Consider the following 14,375-nt stretch of genomic DNA (forward strand, 5'->3'; position numbering starts at 1 on the left):
ACTCGGCCTCTCTCGAACGGCGCCGAACCCGCGAAGCTCATACGCTCGGGTCATGTCAGAGGTGTACGCGGCCCGCCGGACGCGTCTGAAGGAATACTGCAACGCGGGCGGCAGCGCGGCGGCGCTGGTCACCCGCCCCGCCAATGTGCGCTATCTCGCGGGCCCCGCCCCGCGCGGCGCCGTTCTGCTGCTGGGCAAGACCGAGGACCTCCTGGTGTGTGCCGGCCCGATCGAAGGCCGCTCCGCGCAGGAGCGCCCCGACGAGGCCCTGCGCGTCCAGAGCCTGCCCGGAACCGGTGGCGGCGACCCGGCCGTCGCGGCCGCCGGCCTCGCCGCGGGCCAGGGCGCGGACTCCCTCGCCGTGGAGGAGCACCACCTCACCGTGGCCCGGCACCGTGCTCTCGGCTCGGTCGCCCCCCGGCTGCGCCTGGCCGGCCTCGGCTGCGCTGTCGAGCAGCTCAGGGTGGTCAAGGACGAGGAGGAGATCTCCTGCCTCCGCATCGGCGCCGAGATCGCCGACCAGGCCCTGGGCGAACTGCTGGAGTCCATCCTCGTCGGCAGGACCGAGCGCCATCTCGCCCTGGAGCTCGAAAGACGCCTCGTCGACCACGGAGCCGACGGACCGGCCTTCCCGACCTCCGTCGCCACCGGGCCCAACGCCGGCCGCCCCGGCCACCGGCCCACCGACCGCCGTGTCGAGGAGGGCGACTTCCTCTCCGTCTGCCTCGGCGCGACGTATCGCGGCTACCGCTGTGAGATCGGCCGTACGTTCGTCATCGGCACGGCTCCCGCGGACTGGCAGATCGAGCTGTACGACCTGGTCTTCGCCGCCCAGCGGGCCGGACGTGAGAGCCTGGTACCCGGCGCCGCCTGCCGGGACGTCGACCGGGCCGCTCGCCAGGTGCTGGACTCCGCGGGGTACACGGAGGGCCTCACGGCACTGACCGGACACGGGGTCGGGCTCGAAATCGACGAGGACCCTCAATTGAGTCCCGCGGCCATGGGTAAACTGGACGCTTGCGTGCCGGTCACCGTCGAACCGGGGGTCCACCTCCCGGGCCGGGGCGGTGTCCGGATCGATGACACGCTCGTCGTCCGCCCCGAGGCGGACGGCGGACCCGAGCTACTCACCATCACGACCAAGGAGCTGCTCGCCCTGTAGGTAGGCAGGTGCGTGCCCCAGGGTCGTACGTCAGTCCAGGAGATTCCGCAACCGTGGCTTCCACGAACGACCTCAAGAACGGCATGGTGCTCAAGCTCGAAGGCGGCCAGCTCTGGTCCGTCGTCGAGTTCCAGCACGTCAAGCCCGGCAAGGGCCCGGCCTTCGTGCGCACCAAGCTCAAGAACGTGCTCTCCGGCAAGGTCGTCGACAAGACCTTCAACGCCGGCGTCAAGGTCGAAACGGCCACCGTCGACAAGCGGGACATGCAGTTCTCCTACATGGACGGCGAGTACTTCGTCTTCATGGACATGGAGACCTACGACCAGCTGCACGTCGACCGCAAGTCGGTGGGCGACGCCGCCAACTTCCTGATCGAGGGCTTCACCGCCACCGTCGCGCAGCACGAGGGCGAGGTGCTCTTCGTCGAGCTGCCCGCCGCCGTCGAGCTCGTCATCCAGGAGACCGAGCCGGGCGTCCAGGGCGACCGCTCCACCGGTGGCACCAAGCCCGCCACGCTGGAGACCGGCCACCAGATCCAGGTGCCCCTCTTCATCACCACCGGTGAGAAGATCAAGGTCGACACCCGCACCAGCGACTACCTCGGCCGGGTGAACAGCTAACCGTGGCTGCCCGCAACACGGCCCGCAAGCGCGCCTTCCAGATCCTCTTCGAGGGCGACCAGCGCGGCGCCGAGGTCCTGACGGTCCTCGCCGACTGGGTCCGGCTCTCCCGGGCCGACACCCGGCAGCCGCCGGTGAGCGAGTACACGATGGAGCTCGTCGAGGGCTACGCGCAGCGCGCGAAGCGCATCGACGAGCTGATCGCCCAGTACTCGGTCGGCTGGACACTCGACCGGATGCCGGTCGTCGACCGCAACATCCTGCGGCTCGGCGCCTATGAGCTGATCTGGGTCGACGAGACCCCGGACGCCGTCGTCCTGGACGAGATGGTGCAGCTGGCCAAGGAGTTCTCCACGGACGAGTCGCCCTCGTTCGTGAACGGCCTGCTCGGTCGGCTGAAGGACCTCAAGCCCTCGCTCCGCCGCGACGAGGACTGAGAGAGACGGAACGCCGGAGGGCCCGCAGCGCGACTGCTGCGGGCCCTCCGGCGTCCCCGTACGGTCCGGGGGCCGTCAGGCTCCCAGAACGCCGCCGGGGTGGCCGGAACCGTATGGTTCCAGCCACCCCGGCGGTACGTTTCTGCGCTGCCCGCTAAGGGCTCAGGCCTCCTCGTGGGAGGCGACCGCGCGGCGCGCGTCCGCGTCCAGGACACCCCAGCTGATCAGCTGCTCGGTGAGGACCGAAGGCGACTGGTCGTAGATGACGGCGAGTGTGCGCAGGTCGTCCTGGCGGATCGAGAGCACCTTGCCGTTGTAGTCACCGCGCTGCGACTGGATCGTGGCCGCGTAGCGCTGCAGGGGGCCCGCCTTCTCGGCCGGCACCGTGGCCAGCCGCTCCAGGTCCAGAACCAGCTTCGGCGGCGGCTCGGCGGCGCCGCCCGGGGTGGTGCCCGGGAGTAGCTCCTGCACGGGGACGCCGTAGAAGTCCGCCAGCTCGGCGAGGCGCTGCACGGTCACGGCGCGGTCGCCGCGCTCGTACGAACCGACCACGACCGCCTTCCACCGTCCCTGGGACTTCTCCTCGACACCGTGGAGGGAAAGGCCCTGCTGGGTGCGGATCGCCCGGAGCTTGGCCCCGAGCTGTTTGGCGTATTCGCTGGACATATAGCTCCCCGGCACTGTGTCGACGCGGTCAGCTGTGTTGCCGGACCGCGCGGCTGGTAACTCACTGTGAGGTTACGCAGCGTTACTCTGCCGCGTCAAGCCGAATGGTCCGCACCGACTCTTCCGTGGTATCAGCACTCGGTTAGGCCGAACGGGTGATCCGAGGGGCTGTCGGAATGATCGCGGGGACCTGCTACCGTGTATGGCGCAATCCCGACGTCCTTTAAGGTCCGTCCCGTGAGGCGGAGAAGGAGGTCCGTTTCGTATGGACACGCACGACACGCAGTCCGATGCCCGGCCCGTTCTCGAAGGGCCCGACATCGCGCGGGTGCTGACCCGCATCGCCCATGAGATCGTCGAGCGCGCCAAGGGCGCCGACGACGTGGTGCTCCTCGGCATTCCGACCCGGGGCGTCTTCCTCGCCCGGCGGCTCGCCGACAAGCTCGAGCAGATCACCGAGCGCAAGGTTCCGTGCGGCTCGCTCGACATCACCATGTACCGCGACGACCTGCGCATGCACCCACCGCGTGCGCTGGCCCGCACCGAGATCCCCGGTGACGGCATCGACGGCAAGCTGGTCGTCCTCGTCGACGACGTGCTCTTCTCCGGCCGCACCATCCGGGCCGCCCTGGACGCACTGAACGACATCGGGCGCCCGCGCGCGGTGCAGCTCGCCGTCCTCGTCGACCGCGGTCACCGCGAACTGCCCATCCGCGCCGACTACGTCGGCAAGAACCTCCCCACGTCGCTGCGGGAGACGGTCAAGGTCCAGCTCGCCGAGGAGGACGGTCGCGACACCGTGCTGCTCGGTGCCAAGCAGACCTCCCAGTAGCGCTTCAGGCGTACGCCGCTGTCGTACGCCGGCTCAGTGCGCCCCCGGGCGCGCCCGTCTGCCCGAATTCTCCTGAACTGCCTTACGGAGCCTGACAGATGCAGCGTCATCTCATCTCGGCCGCCGACCTCACCCGCGACGACGCCGTCCTGATCCTCGACACCGCCGAGGAGATGGCCCGGGTCGCCGACCGGCCGATCAAAAAGCTGCCGACCCTGCGCGGCCGCACGATCGTCAACCTCTTCTTCGAGGACTCCACCCGGACCCGGATCTCCTTCGAGGCCGCCGAGAAGAGGCTGTCCGCGGACGTCATCAACTTCTCCGCCAAGGGCTCCAGCGTCTCCAAGGGCGAGTCCCTGAAGGACACCGCCCAGACCCTGGAGGCCATGGGCGTCGACGCCGTGGTCATCCGGCACGGCGCCTCCGGAGCCCCGTACCGGCTGGCGAACTCCGGCTGGATCGACGCGGCCGTCGTCAACGCCGGCGACGGCACCCACCAGCACCCCACGCAGGCCCTGCTGGACGCCTTCACCATGCGCCGCCGCCTGGTCGGCACGGACGCCGGACTCGGCCGGGACCTCGAAGGCAAGCGCATCACGATCGTCGGCGACGTCCTGCACAGCCGGGTCGCCCGCTCCAACGTCGACCTGCTGCACACCCTCGGCGCCGAGGTCACCCTCGTCGCCCCGCCGACCCTGGTGCCCGTCGGCATCGAGACCTGGCCCTGCGAGGTGTCGTACGACCTCGACAGCACCCTGCCCAAGTCCGACGCGGTGATGATGCTGCGCGTCCAGCGCGAGCGCATGAACGCCGCCTTCTTCCCGACCGAGCGCGAGTACTCCCGGCGCTACGGCCTCAACGGCGACCGCATGGCGCGGATGCCCGAGCACGCCGTCGTGATGCACCCCGGCCCGATGGTCCGCGGCATGGAGATCACCGCCGAGGTCGCCGACTCCGACCGCTGCACCGTCGTCGAGCAGGTCGCAAACGGAGTGTCCATCCGGATGGCCGTCCTGTACCTGCTGCTCGGTGGCAACGAACCCGCCGTCACCCAGTCCCGTACCGAGGAGAAGTAAGACCCATGAGCAAGATCCTGATCCGTGGTGCGAAGGTGCTGGGCGGCGAGCCGCAGGACGTGCTGATCGACGGCGGGACGATCGCGGAGGTGGGCAGCGGGCTGTCCGCCGAAGAGGCCGAGATCGTCGAGGCCGACGGCAAGGTGCTGCTGCCGGGCCTGGTCGACCTGCACACCCATCTGCGCGAGCCCGGCCGTGAGGACTCCGAGACCGTCCTGACCGGCACGCGGGCGGCGGCGAGCGGCGGCTTCACCACCGTGTTCGCCATGGCCAACACCTTCCCGGTCGCCGACACCGCCGGTGTCGTCGAGCAGGTCTGGCGGCTTGGCAAGGAGCACGGCTACTGCGACGTCCAGCCCATCGGTGCCGTCACCGTCGGCCTGGAGGGCAGGAAGCTCGCCGAGCTGGGCGCCATGCACGAGTCGGCCGCCGGGGTCACCGTCTTCTCCGACGACGGCAAGTGCGTCCACGACGCCGTGATCATGCGCCGCGCCCTGGAGTACGTGAAGGCCTTCGGCGGTGTCGTCGCGCAGCACGCGCAGGAGCCGCGGCTGACCGAGGGCGCCGAGATGAACGAGGGCATCGTCTCGGCCGAGCTGGGGCTCGGGGGCTGGCCGGCGGTGGCCGAAGAATCGATCATCGCCCGGGATGTCCTGCTCGCCGACCACGTCGGCTCCCGCGTCCACATCTGCCACCTGTCGACCGCCGGGTCCGTCGAGATCGTCCGCTGGGCGAAGTCCCGCGGCATCGCCGTCACCGCCGAGGTCACCCCGCACCACCTCCTCCTCACGGATGAGCTGGTGCGCACGTACAACCCCGTCTACAAGGTCAACCCGCCGCTGCGCACCGAGCGCGACGTGATGGCCCTGCGCGAGGCCCTCGCCGACGGCACGATCGACATCGTCGCCACCGACCACGCCCCGCACCCGCACGAGGACAAGGACTGCGAGTGGGCCGCGGCCGCCATGGGCATGGTCGGCCTGGAGACCGCGTTGTCAGTGGTGCAGGAGACCATGGTCGACACGGGGCTGCTGGACTGGGCCGGCGTCGCCGACCGGATGTCCGTCAAGCCCGCGCAGATCGGACAGGCCATGGGCCACGGACGTCCCGTCTCGGCAGGTGAGCCCGCCAACCTCACCCTGGTCGACACGGCATACCGTGGGCCCGTGGAACCCGCGGGCTTCGCCTCGCGCAGCCGGAACACCCCCTACGAGGGGCGTGAGCTGCCGGGCCGTGTCACGCACACGTGGCTGCGGGGCAAGGCCACGCTCGTCGACGGGAAGCTCACGTGACACCTGTACTCCTGCTGGCCGCCGAGAAGGAATCGGCGCAAGTGACCGACTGGGCCGCCCGCATCGGCTGGGTCGTCGGCCTCGCCCTCTTCGTCGCGCTCGTCTACTGGCTGATGCGCGAGGGCTGGAAGTGGCGCGGCACCCTCCAGGGCGACCTGCCCGAGCTGCCCACCGCCCCGGACGACCCGGGCCCCGAGAAGCTGGCCATGAGCGGCCGTTACCACGGCTCCACCACGGCCGGTCAGTGGCTCGACCGCATCGTCGCCCAGGGCCTGGGCACCCGCAGCCGCGCCGAGCTCACCCTCACGGACGCAGGGCTCGATGTCGTACGCCCCGGGGCGAGCGACTTCTTCGTCCCGGCCGCACAGCTCCGCGAGGCCCGGCTCGACAAGGGCATCGCCGGCAAGGTCCTCACCGAGGGCGGCCTGCTGATCGTCACCTGGGCGCACGGCGACCGGCTGATCGACTCCGGGTTCCGCTCCGACCACGCGGCCGAGCACAACGAGTGGGTCGAGGCCCTCAACTCCATGATCGAAACGAACACCAGGGAAGGCGTCGAACGATGACCACCTCCACAAGGGGAGCTGCCAGGACTCCCGCCGTACTCGTCCTGGAGGACGGCCGGATCTTCCGCGGCCGTGCTTACGGGGCCGTGGGGGAGACCTTCGGCGAAGCGGTGTTCTCCACCGGCATGACCGGCTACCAGGAGACCCTCACCGACCCCTCGTACCACCGCCAGGTCGTGGTGATGACCGCCCCGCACGTCGGCAACACCGGTGTGAACGACGAGGACCCCGAGTCGAAGAGGATCTGGGTCTCCGGGTACGTCGTGCGCGACCCCGCGCGCGTGCCGTCCAACTGGCGCTCCCGGCGCTCGCTGGACGAGGAGCTCGCGACGCAGGGCGTCGTCGGCATCTCCGGCATCGACACCCGCGCCCTCACGCGGCACCTGCGGGAGCGCGGCGCCATGCGCGTCGGCATCTTCAGCGGGGAGGCGGTGCGGGAGGACGGCGCGCTGCTGGCCCGCGTCCAGGAAGCCCCCCAGATGAAGGGCGCGAACCTCTCCGCCGAGGTCGCCACCACCGAGCCGTACGTCGTGCCCGCCGTCGGTGAGAAGAAGTTCACCGTCGCCGCCGTCGACCTCGGCATCAAGGGCATGACCCCGCACCGCATGGCCGAGCGCGGCATAGAGGTGCACGTGCTGCCCGCCACCGCGACCGTCGAGGACGTCTACGCGGTCAACCCGGACGGCGTCTTCTTCTCCAACGGCCCGGGCGACCCGGCCACCGCCGACCACCCCGTCTCCGTCATGCGGGGCGTTCTGGAGCGCGGCACCCCGCTCTTCGGCATCTGCTTCGGCAACCAGATCCTGGGCCGCGCGCTCGGCTTCGGCACCTTCAAGCTGAAGTACGGCCACCGCGGCATCAACCAGCCCGTGCAGGACCGTACGACCGGCAAGGTCGAGGTCACCGCGCACAACCACGGCTTCGCCGTCGACGCACCGCTCGACCAGGTCTCCGAGACCCCGTTCGGCCGCGCCGAGGTGTCGCACGTCTGCCTGAACGACAACGTGGTGGAGGGGCTGCGGCTTCTCGACCGCCCCGCCTTCAGCGTCCAGTACCACCCCGAAGCGGCAGCCGGCCCGCACGACGCCGCCTACCTGTTCGACCGCTTCGTATCCCTGATGGAGGGCCAGCGTGCCTAAGCGCACCGATATCCAGTCCGTCCTGGTCATCGGCTCCGGCCCGATCGTCATCGGCCAGGCCGCCGAGTTCGACTACTCCGGCACCCAGGCGTGCCGCATCCTGCGCGCCGAGGGCCTCCGGGTCGTCCTGGTGAACTCCAACCCGGCGACGATCATGACCGACCCGGAGATCGCCGACGCCACGTATGTCGAGCCGATCACCCCCGAGTTCGTCGAGAAGATCATCGCCAAGGAGCGCCCGGACGCCCTGCTGCCCACCCTGGGCGGCCAGACGGCCCTCAACACGGCCATCTCGCTGCACGAGGCGGGGACCCTCGACAAATACGGCGTCGAGCTCATCGGCGCCAACGTCGAGGCGATCAACAAGGGCGAGGACCGCGACCTCTTCAAGGAGGTCGTCGAGGCCGTACGTCAGAAGATCGGGCACGGCGAGTCCGCCCGCTCGGTCATCTGCCACTCCATGGAGGACGTCCTCGCGGGTGTCGAGACGCTCGGTGGCTACCCGGTCGTCGTCCGCCCGTCCTTCACCATGGGCGGCGCCGGCTCCGGCTTCGCCCACGACGAGGAGGAACTGCGCCGCATCGCCGGGCAGGGCCTCACGCTCTCGCCGACCACCGAGGTGCTCCTGGAGGAGTCCATCCTCGGCTGGAAGGAGTACGAGCTGGAGCTGATGCGCGACAAGCACGACAACGTCGTGGTCGTCTGCTCCATCGAGAACTTCGACCCCATGGGCGTGCACACCGGCGACTCGATCACGGTCGCGCCCGCGATGACGCTGACCGACCGCGAGTACCAGACCCTGCGCGACATCGGCATCGCCGTCATCCGCGAGGTAGGCGTCGACACCGGCGGCTGCAACATCCAGTTCGCGGTGAACCCCGAGGACGGTCGCGTGATCGTCATCGAGATGAACCCGCGCGTGTCGCGTTCCTCGGCCCTCGCCTCCAAGGCGACCGGCTTCCCGATCGCCAAGATCGCCGCCAAGCTCGCCGTCGGCTACACGCTGGACGAGATCCCGAACGACATCACGCAGGAGACCCCCGCCTCCTTCGAGCCGACGCTCGACTACGTGGTCGTGAAGGCCCCGCGCTTCGCCTTCGAGAAGTTCCCGAGCGCGGACGCCACCCTCACCACCACCATGAAGTCGGTCGGCGAGGCCATGGCCATCGGCCGCAACTTCACCGAGGCCTTCCAGAAGGCCCTGCGCTCGCTGGAGAAGACGGGCAGCCAGTTCACCTTCGTCGGTGAGCCCGGCGACAAGGAGGAGCTGCTCCGCGAGTCCGTCCGCCCCACCGACGGCCGCATCAACACCGTCATGCAGGCCATCCGCGCGGGCGCCACCCCCGAGGAGGTCTTCGAGTACACGAAGATCGACCCGTGGTTCGTCGACCAGCTCTTCCTCATCAAGGAGATCGCGGACGAGCTGGCCGGGGCGCCCGAGCTGACCGCCGGTCTGCTCGCCGAGGCCAAGCGGCACGGCTTCTCCGACACGCAGATCGGCGAGATCCGAGGCCTGCGCGAGGACGTCGTCCGCGAGGTCCGGCACGCGCTGGGCATCCGCCCGGTCTACAAGACGGTCGACACCTGCGCCGCCGAGTTCGCCGCGAAGACGCCGTACTTCTACTCCTCCTACGACGAGGAGACCGAGGTCGCCGCGCGCGAGAAGCCGGCCGTCATCATCCTGGGCTCCGGCCCGAACCGCATCGGCCAGGGCATCGAGTTCGACTACTCCTGCGTCCACGCCTCCTTCGCGCTGAGCGACGCGGGCTACGAGACCGTGATGGTCAACTGCAACCCGGAGACCGTCTCCACGGACTACGACACCTCCGACCGCCTGTACTTCGAGCCGCTGACGCTCGAGGACGTGCTGGAGATCGTCCACGCCGAGCAGCAGGCCGGACCCGTCGCGGGCGTCGTCGTGCAGCTCGGCGGCCAGACCCCGCTGGGTCTGTCGCAGGCGCTCAAGGACAACGGCGTGCCGATCGTGGGCACCTCCCCGGAGGCCATCCACGCCGCCGAGGACCGGGGCGCCTTCGGACGGGTCCTCCAGGAGGCCGGCCTCCCGGCCCCCAAGCACGGCACGGCCACCACCTTCGCCGAGGCCAAGGCCATCGCCGACGAGATCGGCTACCCGGTCCTGGTGCGGCCGTCGTACGTCCTCGGCGGGCGCGGCATGGAGATCGTCTACGACGAGACGCGCCTGGAGGCGTACATCTCCGAGTCGACCGAGATCAGCCCGTCCCGGCCGGTCCTGGTCGACCGGTTCCTCGACGACGCGATCGAGATCGACGTCGACGCGCTCTACGACGGCCACGAGCTCTACCTCGGCGGTGTCATGGAGCACATCGAGGAGGCCGGCATCCACTCCGGCGACTCGGCGTGCGCCCTGCCCCCGATCACGCTCGGCGGCTTCGACATCAAGCGCCTGCGGGCCTCCACGGAGGGCATCGCGAAGGGCGTCGGGGTGCGCGGCCTGATCAACATCCAGTTCGCGATGGCGGGCGACATCCTCTATGTCCTGGAGGCCAACCCGCGCGCCTCCCGGACCGTCCCCTTCACCTCGAAGGCGACGGCGGTGCCGCTGGCCAAGGCAGCCGCCCGGATCTCGCTGGGCGCCACGATCGCCGAGCTGCGTGCCGAGGGCCTGCTCCCGGCCACCGGCGACGGCGGCGAGCTCCCGCTCGACGCGCCGATCTCCGTCAAGGAGGCCGTCATGCCGTGGTCGCGCTTCCGCGACATCCACGGCCGCGGCGTCGACACGGTCCTCGGCCCCGAGATGCGCTCCACGGGTGAGGTCATGGGCATCGACTCCGTCTTCGGCACGGCGTACGCCAAGTCGCAGGCGGGTGCCTACGGCCCGCTGCCCACCAAGGGCCGCGCCTTCATCTCGGTCGCCAACCGCGACAAGCGCTCGATGATCTTCCCGGCGCGCGAGCTGGTCGCCCACGGCTTCGAGCTGATGGCCACGTCCGGCACGGCCGAGGTGCTCAAGCGCAACGGCATCAACGCCACCGTCGTGCGCAAGCAGTCCGAGGGCACCGGCCCGAACGGCGAGAAGACCATCGTCCAGCTCATCCACGACGGCGAGGTCGACCTCATCGTCAACACCCCGTACGGCACCGGCGGCCGCCTCGACGGCTACGACATCCGTACGGCGGCCGTGGCACGGTCCGTGCCCTGCCTGACGACGGTCCAGGCGCTCGCGGCGGCGGTCCAGGGCATCGACGCCCTCAACCGCGGCGACGTGAGCGTCCGCTCGCTCCAGGAACACGCGGAACATCTGACCGCGGCCCGCGACTAGCAGCCCCGAGGGGGACACCGGAAACGGTGTCCCCCTCTTCGTGAGGACGCCACGTCTTCGTGAGGACATCATGTACAAGATCTTCTTCAGTCTCGTCTTCAAGCGGCTGGACCCGGAGCAGGCGCACCACCTCGCCTTCCGCTGGATCCGCCTGGCCGCCCGCGTCCCCGTGCTGCGCACCTTCCTCGCGGCCGCCCTCGCGCCCCGCCACAAGGAGCTGCGCACCGAGGCCTTCGGGCTGCGCATGCACGGACCCTTCGGGCTCGCCGCCGGCTTCGACAAGAACGCCGTGGGCATCGACGGCATGGCGATGCTCGGCTTCGACCACGTCGAGATCGGCACGGTCACCGGCGAGCCGCAGCCCGGCAACCCCAAGCAGCGGCTGTTCCGGCTGGTCAAGGACCGGGCGCTGATCAACCGCATGGGCTTCAACAACGACGGCTCGCTCCGCGTCGCCGCCCGCCTGGCCTCCCGTACGCCGGTCTTCAGGACCGTCGTCGGCGTCAACATCGGCAAGACCAAGGTCGTACCCGAGGAGGAGGCCGTCGCGGACTACGTGAAGTCCGCCGAGCGGCTGGCCCCCTACGCCGACTACCTGGTCGTCAACGTCTCCTCCCCGAACACGCCGGGGCTGCGCAACCTCCAGGCGACCGAGGCGCTGCGCCCCCTGCTGAGTGCCGTCCGCGAGGCCGCCGACGGCGCGGTGTCCGCGCGGCGCGTCCCGCTCCTGGTCAAGATCGCGCCGGACCTCGCCGACGAGGACATCGACGCCGTCGCCGACCTGGCCGTGGAACTCGGCCTGGACGGGATCATCGCCACCAACACCACCATCGCGCGCGAAGGACTCGGCCTGAAGTCGGACGCCTCCCTCGTCAAGGAGACCGGTGGCCTGTCCGGGGCGCCGCTGAAGGAGCGCTCCCTGGAGGTCCTGCGCCGCCTCTACGCGCGCGTGGGCGACCGGATCACCCTGGTGGGCGTGGGCGGCGTCGAGAACGCCGAGGACGCCTGGCAGCGCATCCTGGCCGGTGCCACGCTGGTCCAGGGCTACAGCGCCTTCATCTACGAGGGGCCGTTTTACGCTCGCGCCCTCCACAAGGGGCTCGCCGCGCGTCTGCGCACCAGCCCGTACGCCACGCTCACCGACGCGGTGGGCGCCGACGTGAGGAAGACGGCATGAGTGGTCTCGAACCCTTCGGCGCGCGCCTGCGCCGGGCCATGGACGAGCGCGGCCCGCTCTGCGTCGGCATCGACCCGCACGCCTCCCTGCTCGCCGAGTGGGGTCTGAACGACGACGTGGCAGGGCTGGAGCGGTTCAGCCGCACGGTCGTCGAGGCGCTGGCCGACCGGGTCGCCGTGCTCAAGCCGCAGAGCGCGTTCTTCGAGCGGTTCGGCTCGCGTGGACTGGCCGTCCTGGAGACGTCGGTGGCCGAGGCGCGGGCGGCGGGTGCCCTGGTCGTGACGGACGCCAAGCGCGGCGACATCGGCTCGACCATGGCCGCGTACGCCGAGTCGTTCCTGCACAAGGACGCGCCGCTGTTCTCCGACGCGCTGACCGTCTCGCCCTACCTCGGCTACGGCTCGCTCAGCCCGGCCGTCGCACTGGCCCGGGAGAGCGGCGCCGGGCTGTTCGTGCTGGCACTGACCTCCAACCCGGAGGGCGGCGAGGTCCAGCACGCCGTACGGTCCGACGGCCGGAACGTCGGAGCGACGATGCTCGCGCACCTGTCCGCCGAGAACGCGGGGGAGGAGCCCCTGGGATCCTTCGGCGCGGTCGTCGGCGCCACCCTCGGTGACCTGTCGTCGTACGACCTGGACATCAACGGTCCGCTCCTCGCGCCCGGCATCGGCGCCCAGGGGGCCACGCCGGCCGATCTTCCGGGGGTCTTCGGGGCGGCGGTGCGCAACGTCGTGCCGAACGTCAGCCGGGGAGTGCTACGCCACGGTCCCGACACGGTCGCGCTGCGTGACGCCGCGGAACGCTTCGCGGAGGAGATCCGTCACGCTGTGACCTCGTCCTGACCACTTCCCGACCTTCTTGTGAGTCCTCCGATGAGTGCGCGGGGGCGGGCTTGAGTCTGAATACATCCTCAAATCCGGGGCAGTATGTCCTAAATGTCTGTTCAGATGAAGGCTGACCAGGACTTTTCCGCTGTTCTCGCTGACTCTGGCGGACTTGCCCGCTAGTCTCCGACGAGAGTCAACGGGCGAGCGTGTTGCTCGTGGCTCCCCAGGTGTGGGGCGACTAGGTTCCTCACCGGTCCGTATCCGACAGTTCGACATCCGAGGTGACGTAGGCGTGGCTCTTCCGCCCCTTACCCCTGAACAGCGCGCAGCCGCGCTCGAAAAGGCCGCCGCGGCTCGCCGGGAGCGGGCCGAGGTCAAGAATCGACTCAAGCACTCCGGCGCCTCCCTCCACGAGGTCATCAAGCAGGGCCAGGAGAACGACGTCATCGGAAAGATGAAGGTCTCCGCTCTTCTTGAGTCCCTGCCGGGCGTGGGCAAGGTCCGCGCCAAGCAGATCATGGAGCGACTCGGCATCTCCGAGAGCCGTCGTGTGCGCGGCCTCGGTTCCAACCAGATCGCCTCCTTGGAGCGCGAGTTCGGCAGCACCGGTTCCTGAACCGGGCACTCCGGGGATGCGAGTCCCGGGCACTCCGGGATTGCTGGATAATCGCTGCATGGCTGCAACACCCCGGGGGACGACCCCCGTACCCCCGGACGTACGTCCGCGGCTGACCGTGCTCTCCGGCCCCTCAGGGGTCGGCAAGAGCACGGTTGTCGCCCATATGCGCAAGGAACATCCCGAGGTCTGGCTCTCCGTGTCGGCGACGACCCGCAAGCCCCGCCCCGGCGAGAAGCATGGAGTCCACTACTTCTTCGTCACCGACGACGAGATGGACAAGCTGATCGCCAACGGCGAACTGCTGGAGTGGGCCGAGTTCGCCGGCAACCGCTACGGCACGCCGCGTGCGGCCGTGCAGGAGCGCCTGGAGGCCGGCGAGCCGGTCCTCCTCGAGATCGACCTGCAGGGAGCCCGTCTGGTCCGGGAGTCGATGCCCGAGGCCCAGCTGGTGTTCCTGGCTCCTCCCTCCTGGGAGGAGCTGGTGCGCAGACTCACCGGGCGGGGTACCGAACCGCCCGAGGTGATCGAGCGCCGGCTCGAGGCGGCGAAGATCGAACTCGCCGCCGAGCCGGAGTTCGACACCACCCTGGTCAACACCTCCGTCGAGGACGTGGCTCGCGAGCTGCTAGCCTTGATGGACGTGGTGTGACCATCGCTGATC

Annotated in this window: 14 protein-coding genes; 13 read left to right on the forward strand and 1 reads right to left on the reverse strand. The window is 70.0% G+C overall.

Features of this window, described 5'->3' with window-relative positions:
* The first annotated feature begins 52 nt into the window (after positions 1-52).
* Genes OG542_RS33540 through nusB form a run of 3 tightly spaced genes read left to right on the forward strand, consistent with a single transcriptional unit; the run spans position 53 to position 2,219 of the window.
* Positions 53-1,162 carry an aminopeptidase P family protein gene (locus OG542_RS33540; RefSeq protein ID WP_311124685.1) on the forward strand — a complete coding sequence of 370 codons (1,110 nt, stop codon included), beginning with the start codon at positions 53-55 and terminating at the stop codon, positions 1,160-1,162.
* Positions 1,163-1,215: 53 nt separating this feature from the next.
* Complete coding sequence (gene efp / locus OG542_RS33545) at positions 1,216-1,782, forward strand: elongation factor P (RefSeq protein WP_193480198.1); 567 nt, start codon at positions 1,216-1,218, stop codon at positions 1,780-1,782.
* Between the two features lie 2 nt (positions 1,783-1,784).
* A complete protein-coding gene (gene nusB, locus OG542_RS33550) occupies positions 1,785-2,219 on the forward strand; it encodes a transcription antitermination factor NusB (protein ID WP_184597187.1) in 435 nt (144 codons plus the stop codon).
* A gap of 162 nt (positions 2,220-2,381) precedes the next feature.
* Here nusB and bldD read toward each other — a convergent pair whose 3' ends face one another.
* Complete coding sequence (gene bldD / locus OG542_RS33555; protein WP_018570201.1) at positions 2,382-2,885, reverse strand: transcriptional regulator BldD; 504 nt, start codon at positions 2,883-2,885, stop codon at positions 2,382-2,384.
* A 265-nt stretch (positions 2,886-3,150) separates the two neighbouring features.
* On the opposite strand from bldD, the gene pyrR reads away from it, so the two are divergent.
* The 10 genes from pyrR to gmk all read left to right on the forward strand — a co-directional run bounded on the left by pyrR (position 3,151) and on the right by gmk (position 14,363).
* Positions 3,151-3,717, forward strand: coding sequence for a bifunctional pyr operon transcriptional regulator/uracil phosphoribosyltransferase PyrR (pyrR, locus tag OG542_RS33560; protein WP_184597184.1), 567 nt, complete (start codon positions 3,151-3,153; stop codon positions 3,715-3,717).
* A 98-nt stretch (positions 3,718-3,815) separates the two neighbouring features.
* The gene (locus OG542_RS33565) at positions 3,816-4,793 is read left to right on the forward strand and encodes an aspartate carbamoyltransferase catalytic subunit (protein ID WP_328415732.1); all 978 of its coding nucleotides are present in this window, start codon (positions 3,816-3,818) and stop codon (positions 4,791-4,793) included.
* A 5-nt stretch (positions 4,794-4,798) separates the two neighbouring features.
* A complete protein-coding gene (locus OG542_RS33570; protein ID WP_328415734.1) occupies positions 4,799-6,085 on the forward strand; it encodes a dihydroorotase in 1,287 nt (428 codons plus the stop codon).
* The gene (locus OG542_RS33575; protein ID WP_184597178.1) at positions 6,082-6,651 is read left to right on the forward strand and encodes a PH-like domain-containing protein; all 570 of its coding nucleotides are present in this window, start codon (positions 6,082-6,084) and stop codon (positions 6,649-6,651) included. Before OG542_RS33570 ends, OG542_RS33575 begins: the two co-directional genes overlap by 4 nt.
* Positions 6,648-7,790, forward strand: coding sequence for a glutamine-hydrolyzing carbamoyl-phosphate synthase small subunit (carA, locus tag OG542_RS33580; RefSeq protein ID WP_311124681.1), 1,143 nt, complete (start codon positions 6,648-6,650; stop codon positions 7,788-7,790). The genes OG542_RS33575 and carA overlap by 4 nt, the downstream gene beginning before the upstream one ends.
* Positions 7,783-11,091: a carbamoyl-phosphate synthase large subunit gene (gene carB / locus OG542_RS33585; protein WP_328415737.1), complete on the forward strand. Its 3,309-nt coding sequence runs from the start codon at positions 7,783-7,785 to the stop codon at positions 11,089-11,091. Before carA ends, carB begins: the two co-directional genes overlap by 8 nt.
* 70 nt (positions 11,092-11,161) lie before the next feature.
* Positions 11,162-12,268: a quinone-dependent dihydroorotate dehydrogenase gene (locus tag OG542_RS33590; RefSeq protein ID WP_328415739.1), complete on the forward strand. Its 1,107-nt coding sequence runs from the start codon at positions 11,162-11,164 to the stop codon at positions 12,266-12,268.
* Positions 12,265-13,110 carry an orotidine-5'-phosphate decarboxylase gene (pyrF, locus tag OG542_RS33595; protein WP_328415741.1) on the forward strand — a complete coding sequence of 282 codons (846 nt, stop codon included), beginning with the start codon at positions 12,265-12,267 and terminating at the stop codon, positions 13,108-13,110. The genes OG542_RS33590 and pyrF overlap by 4 nt, the downstream gene beginning before the upstream one ends.
* 277 nt (positions 13,111-13,387) lie before the next feature.
* Complete coding sequence (locus tag OG542_RS33600; RefSeq protein ID WP_003977346.1) at positions 13,388-13,711, forward strand: integration host factor; 324 nt, start codon at positions 13,388-13,390, stop codon at positions 13,709-13,711.
* A gap of 58 nt (positions 13,712-13,769) precedes the next feature.
* The gene (gmk, locus tag OG542_RS33605; RefSeq protein ID WP_184597168.1) at positions 13,770-14,363 is read left to right on the forward strand and encodes a guanylate kinase; all 594 of its coding nucleotides are present in this window, start codon (positions 13,770-13,772) and stop codon (positions 14,361-14,363) included.
* Positions 14,364-14,375 lie beyond the last annotated feature (12 nt).

This window comes from Streptomyces violaceus (genome assembly GCF_036014075.1).
Lineage (GTDB): Bacteria > Actinomycetota > Actinomycetes > Streptomycetales > Streptomycetaceae > Streptomyces > Streptomyces violaceus.

What these genes read in the sequence shown, in the direction of transcription:
- OG542_RS33540 (WP_311124685.1), top strand. Translation starts at nt 53, where the DNA reads ATGTCAGAGGTGTACGCGGCCCGCCGGACGCGTCTGAAGGAATACTGC.
- bldD (WP_018570201.1), bottom strand. Translation starts at nt 2,885, where the DNA reads ATGTCCAGCGAATACGCCAAACAGCTCGGGGCCAAGCTCCGGGCGATC.
- pyrR (WP_184597184.1), top strand. Translation starts at nt 3,151, where the DNA reads ATGGACACGCACGACACGCAGTCCGATGCCCGGCCCGTTCTCGAAGGG.
- OG542_RS33565 (WP_328415732.1), top strand. Translation starts at nt 3,816, where the DNA reads ATGCAGCGTCATCTCATCTCGGCCGCCGACCTCACCCGCGACGACGCC.
- OG542_RS33570 (WP_328415734.1), top strand. Translation starts at nt 4,799, where the DNA reads ATGAGCAAGATCCTGATCCGTGGTGCGAAGGTGCTGGGCGGCGAGCCG.
- carA (WP_311124681.1), top strand. Translation starts at nt 6,648, where the DNA reads ATGACCACCTCCACAAGGGGAGCTGCCAGGACTCCCGCCGTACTCGTC.
- OG542_RS33590 (WP_328415739.1), top strand. Translation starts at nt 11,162, where the DNA reads ATGTACAAGATCTTCTTCAGTCTCGTCTTCAAGCGGCTGGACCCGGAG.
- pyrF (WP_328415741.1), top strand. Translation starts at nt 12,265, where the DNA reads ATGAGTGGTCTCGAACCCTTCGGCGCGCGCCTGCGCCGGGCCATGGAC.
- gmk (WP_184597168.1), top strand. Translation starts at nt 13,770, where the DNA reads ATGGCTGCAACACCCCGGGGGACGACCCCCGTACCCCCGGACGTACGT.